The organism is Longimicrobium sp. (genome assembly GCF_036280135.1).
GTDB lineage: Bacteria > Gemmatimonadota > Gemmatimonadetes > Longimicrobiales > Longimicrobiaceae > Longimicrobium.
This window is the reverse complement of sequence record NZ_DASURI010000561.1, coordinates 1-5,051: the sequence shown is the minus strand read 5'-3', so window position 1 is coordinate 5,051 and position 5,051 is coordinate 1. Positions and strand designations below refer to the sequence as shown.

The following is a 5,051-nucleotide window of genomic DNA, read 5'->3' as shown; positions in this document are numbered from 1 at the left end:
AGGTGCGGTGGCAGATGCGGATGCCGCGCCGAGACGACACACCACCTGCCACGGGCGCCGTTTGCCCGCGGCCTTGAAGGCATCGGATGAGCAAGACCACCAGCCGGCTGGACGAACTGACCCCGGAGCAGCGCCGCCTGCTCGCGCAGCGCCTGCAAAAGCGCAAGGCGGGCGAGGCCGCCCCGCCGCCCCCCACCGCCGAGGACACGGGCGAGTACCCGCTCTCGTTCGCCCAGCAGCGCCTGTGGATGCTGGAGCGGATGGCGCCCGGCGGCACCGCCTACAACATGCCGGCCGCCCTGCGCATCCGCGACGCGCTGAGCCCGGAGTACGTGGGCCGCGCCATCAACGACGTCGTCCGGCGCCACGGTGCCCTGCGCACCCGCTTCGAGCAGCGCGGCGACGAGTCCGTGCAGGTGGTGGAGCCGTATCAGCCCGTCCCCGTCCCCATCGACGACCTCGCGCACCTGTCCCCATCGGAGCGTGAGGCGGCCCTGCTGCGCATCGCCAACGACGACGCAGGCGCCCCGTTCGACCTGGAGCGGGGGCCGCCGTTCCGCGCGCGCGTGGTCCGCATGGGCCCGGCGGACGTGGCCATCCTCGTCAACGTGCACCACATCGTCAGTGACGGGTGGAGCATGGACGTGTTCTGGCGCGAGCTCACGGCGTTCGTCATCTCGTACGAGGACGGCAGCCCGCCCCGCGTGCCGCCCCTTTCCATCTCGTTCGGCCAGCACGCGCGGCGCCAGCGCGAGCGGCTGTCGGGCGACGCCCTGTCGGAGATGCTGGCGTGGTGGCGCGGCGAGCTGGACGGCGCGCCGCACCTGCTGGAGCTGCCCACGGACCGTCCGCGGCCGGCCGTGGCCAGCGGGGCCGGCGGGTTCGCGTCCGTGGACCTGGACGCGGCGGTCGTCCCGGGCGTGCAGGAGCTGGCCCTGGCCGAGGTGGCCACGCCCTTCATGGTGCTGCTGGCCGCGTTCCAGGTGCTGCTGGGCCGCTACGCCGGCACGGATGACCTGCTGGTGGGCACGGCCATCGCCGGCCGCGACACGCGCGACGTGGAGCCGCTCATCGGGTTCTTTGCCAACACGCTGGCCTTGCGGGGCGACCTGACGGGCAACCCCACCTTTCGCGAGCTGGTGCAGCGCGTCCGCGCGCACGTGCTGGGCGCCTTCGCGCACCAGGAGCTGCCGTTCGAGCGGCTGGTGGAAGAGCTGAGCCCCGAGCGCAGCCTGGCCTGGTCACCCCTGGTGCAGACCGTCTTTTTGGCCTACGCGGACACCGTCAGCGCCACCCGGCCCGGCCAGCCCCCGGAGAGCGAGGGGCTCGTGGAGGGGGTTCGCCAGGAGGTGGGCGCCAGCAAGTTCGACCTCACGTTCTCCGTGGGGATGACCCTGGAACGCGTGGTGGCGGGGATCGAGTACGCCACGGACCTCTATGACCGCGAGACGGTGGAGCGCCTGGCGCGCCACTTCGAGGTGCTGCTCGCCGGCGCCCTCGCCGACCCCGACCGGCCCATCGCCGAGCTGTCCCTGCTGTCGGACGCGGAGCGCGCGGAGGTGATCCGCATGGGCGCCGCCACGGCATCGTTTCCCGTCACGGAGACGCTGCACGCCCGCTTCGCGACACGGGCGGCCCGCACGCCGGACGCGCCGGCGGTGACCTTTGGGGAGCGCACCCTTTCGTACGCGGAGCTGGACACACGGGCGGACGCGCTGGCGCGGCGCCTGGCCGCGCGCGGCGCGGGGCCGGACGTGCTCGTGGGCCTGTGCGTGGAGCGCTCGCTGGAGACCGTCGTCGGCATCCTGGGCATCCTCAAGGCGGGCGCGGCCTACCTGCCCCTGGACCCCGCCTACCCCGACGACCGGCTGGCGTACATGCTGGACGATTCCGGCGCGCGCCTGGTCGTCACCACGGCGGACGCGGCGCATCGCCTGCCTGCGGAGGTCCAGCAGGTGCGGATGGACGAGGGCGAGGCGGATGGATCCGAAGCGGTCACGTTCGTCCCCGTGGAGCCGGGGCCGGACGCGCTGGCGTACGTCATCTACACCTCCGGATCCACCGGCCGGCCCAAGGGCGTGCAGGTGACGCACGCCAGCGTCATTCGCCTCTTCACGGCCACGGACGACTGGTTCGGATTCGGCGCGGGGGACGTGTGGACGCTCTTTCACTCGTACGCGTTCGACTTTTCCGTGTGGGAGCTGTGGGGCGCGCTGCTGTACGGCGGCCGCCTGGTCGTCGTCCCCTATGACGTGAGCCGCGACCCCGCGCGCTTTTTGGGACTGCTGGAGTCCGAGCGCGTCACGGTGCTTAACCAGACGCCCTCCGCGTTCCGCCAGCTCATCCGCGCGGACGAGGAGGCGGGCGGCACGGCGGACCTTGCCCTGCGCCACGTCGTCTTCGGCGGCGAGGCGCTGGACCCCGCGTCGCTGCGCGGCTGGGTGGCGCGCCGCGGGGACGAGCAGCCGCGGCTCGTCAACATGTACGGCATCACGGAGACGACCGTGCACGTCACGTATCGCGTGATCCGCGAGGCGGACGTGCGCGCGGGATCGTCGTCGCCCATCGGCGTCCCCATCCCCGACCTGTCCGTGCACCTGCTGGACGGCCGGGGTCAGCCCGTCCCCATCGGCCTCGTGGGCGAGATGCACGTGGGCGGCGCGGGGGTGGCGCGCGGGTACCTGGGGCGCCCGGAGCTCACGTCGCAGCGCTTTGTCCCCGATCCGTTCGGGACGGACGCGGCCGCGCGGCTGTACCGCTCCGGTGACCTGGCGCGGCGCCGGGCGGACGGCTCGCTGGAGTTCTGGGGCCGCGCGGACGACCAGGTCAAGGTGCGCGGCTTTCGCATCGAGCTGGGCGAGATCGAGTCCGTGCTGCTGGAGCACCCGGCCGTGCGCGAGGCCGTCGTCCTGGCCCGCGGCGGCGCGGACGACCGGCGGCTCGTGGCCTGGACGGTGGCCGACAGTGTCTCGACGGCGGAGCTGCGCGCGCACCTGCTGGCGCACCTTCCCGAGTACATGGTGCCGTCCGCGTTCGTCCCCCTGGAGCGCCTGCCGCTGACGCGAAACGGCAAGGTGGACCGCCGCGCCCTCCCCGAGCCGGACGCGGCGGAGGCGGCTGGCGCCGCGTACGCGGCGCCCCGCACGCCCACGGAAGAGGTGCTTGCGGCGATCTGGGCCGAGCTGCTGGGCGCCGAGCGCGTGGGCGCGTCGGACGGCTTTTTCGAGCTGGGCGGCCATTCGTTGCTGGCCACGCGCGTCATCTCCCGCGTCCGCGCGGACTTCGGCGTGGAGGTGCCCGTGCGCGCCGTCTTCGAGCGTCCCGTGCTGGAGGCGTTCGCGGAAGAGGTGGACCGCCTGCTTCGGGCCAGCGCCGGAACGGAGGCGCCACCCATCCGCCCCGCCCCCCGCGACGGCGACCTGCCCCTGAGCTTTGCCCAGGAGCGGCTGTGGTTCGTGGATCGGCTGGAGCCGGGCAGCCCCGTCTACCACATGCCGTTCCAGTACTTTCTCCGCGGACCGCTGGACGAGGCGGCCCTGCGCCGCGCGTTTGGCGAGGTGGCGCGCCGGCACGAGGTGCTGCGCACGACGCTGCCCCTGGTGAACGACGTGCCGGTACAGCGCATCGCTCCGTTCGCGCCCGTGGAGCTGCCCCTGCACGACCTGTCGCACCTGGCCGAAGAGGAGCGGCACGAAGAGGCCCGGCGCCTCTCGGACGAGGCCGCCACGGCCCCGTTCGACCTGGCCGCCGGGCCGCTCTGGCGGGTGGCCCTCGTCCGCATGGCGGACGACGAGCACCTGCTGTTCGTGAACCTTCACCACGTCATCAGCGACGGCTGGTCCACGGGCGTGCTGTGGAACGAGCTGTCGGCGCTGTACGGCGCCTTTGCGGCCGGCCAGGCGTCGCCCCTGCCGGAGCTGCCCCTCCAGTACGGCGACGTGGCCGTCTGGCAGCGCGAGTGGCTGCGGGGCGACGTGCTCGAGGCGCAGCTGGGCTACTGGCGGCGCAAGCTGGCCGGCGCGCCGCCCCTGCTGGAGCTGCCCACGGACCGCGCGCGCCCCGCCGTGCAGACGTACGCCGGCGCCGCCGAGCTCGCCGTGCTGGAAGGCGGCGAGGCCACCGCCGTGCTGGGGCTGGCGCGCCGCGAGGGCGCCACGCTGTTCATGGTGCTCCTCGCCGCCCTGGACGTGGTGCTGGGCCGGCTGGCGGGGCAGGAGGACGTCGTGATCGGCACCCCCATCGCGGGGCGCACGCGGCGCGAAACGGAAGGGCTCATGGGCCTGTTCCTCAACTCGCTGGCCCTGCGGACGGACCTTTCCGGCCAGCCGAGCTTTCGCGAGCTGCTGCGCCGCGTCCGCGAGACCACGCTGGAGGCGTACGCGCACCAGGACCTGCCGTTCGAGCGCATCCTGGAGGAGGTGCACCCGGAGCGCTCCCTTTCACACACGCCCATCTTCCAGGTGATGCTCAACCTGTCCAACTTCGAGGGGGGCGACGTGTCCCTCCCGGGGCTGGAGGTGCATCCCCTGGGCACGGGCGGCGAAGTGCCCAGCAAGTTCGACATGACGCTGTACGCGGGCGAGGCCCCCGGCGGCGCCATCGCCCTGCACTTGGTCTACAACGTCGCGCTCTTCGACGCCCCGCGCGTCCGCGAGATGCTGGCGCAGCTCACGGGCGTCCTGCGGCAGGCGGCGGAGGACGTGGAGCGCCCCATCGGCACCCTGTCGCTGCTGACCGATTCGGCGCGCTCCGTTCTGCCGGACCCCGCGCTGCCGCTGTCCCCCGCGTGGCGGGGAAGCGTCCCCGCGATCTTCGCCGCGCACGCGGCCCGCGCCCCGCACGCGCTGGCCGTGGAGGACCCGGCGGAGCGCTGGACGTACGGCGAGCTGGACGCGGACGCCAGTGAGATCGCGCGGCGGCTGGTGGCGGGCGGCGTGCGCCCCGGCGACGTGGTCGCCATCCACGGCCACCGGAGCGCCGCCCTCGTCCGCGCCCTGCTGGGGACGCTGCGGGCCGGCGCCGCCTTCCTCGTCCTGGACCCCGCCTATCCC

Annotated in this window: 1 protein-coding gene; it reads left to right on the top strand. The window is 73.8% G+C overall.

Going from position 1 to position 5,051, the window contains the following annotated elements; all coding sequences use genetic code 11:
* Positions 1-86: 86 nt before the first annotated feature.
* A partial coding sequence (locus tag VFZ20_RS18160) for a non-ribosomal peptide synthetase (RefSeq protein ID WP_329685340.1) occupies positions 87-5,051 on the top strand: 4,965 nt, incomplete at its 3' end.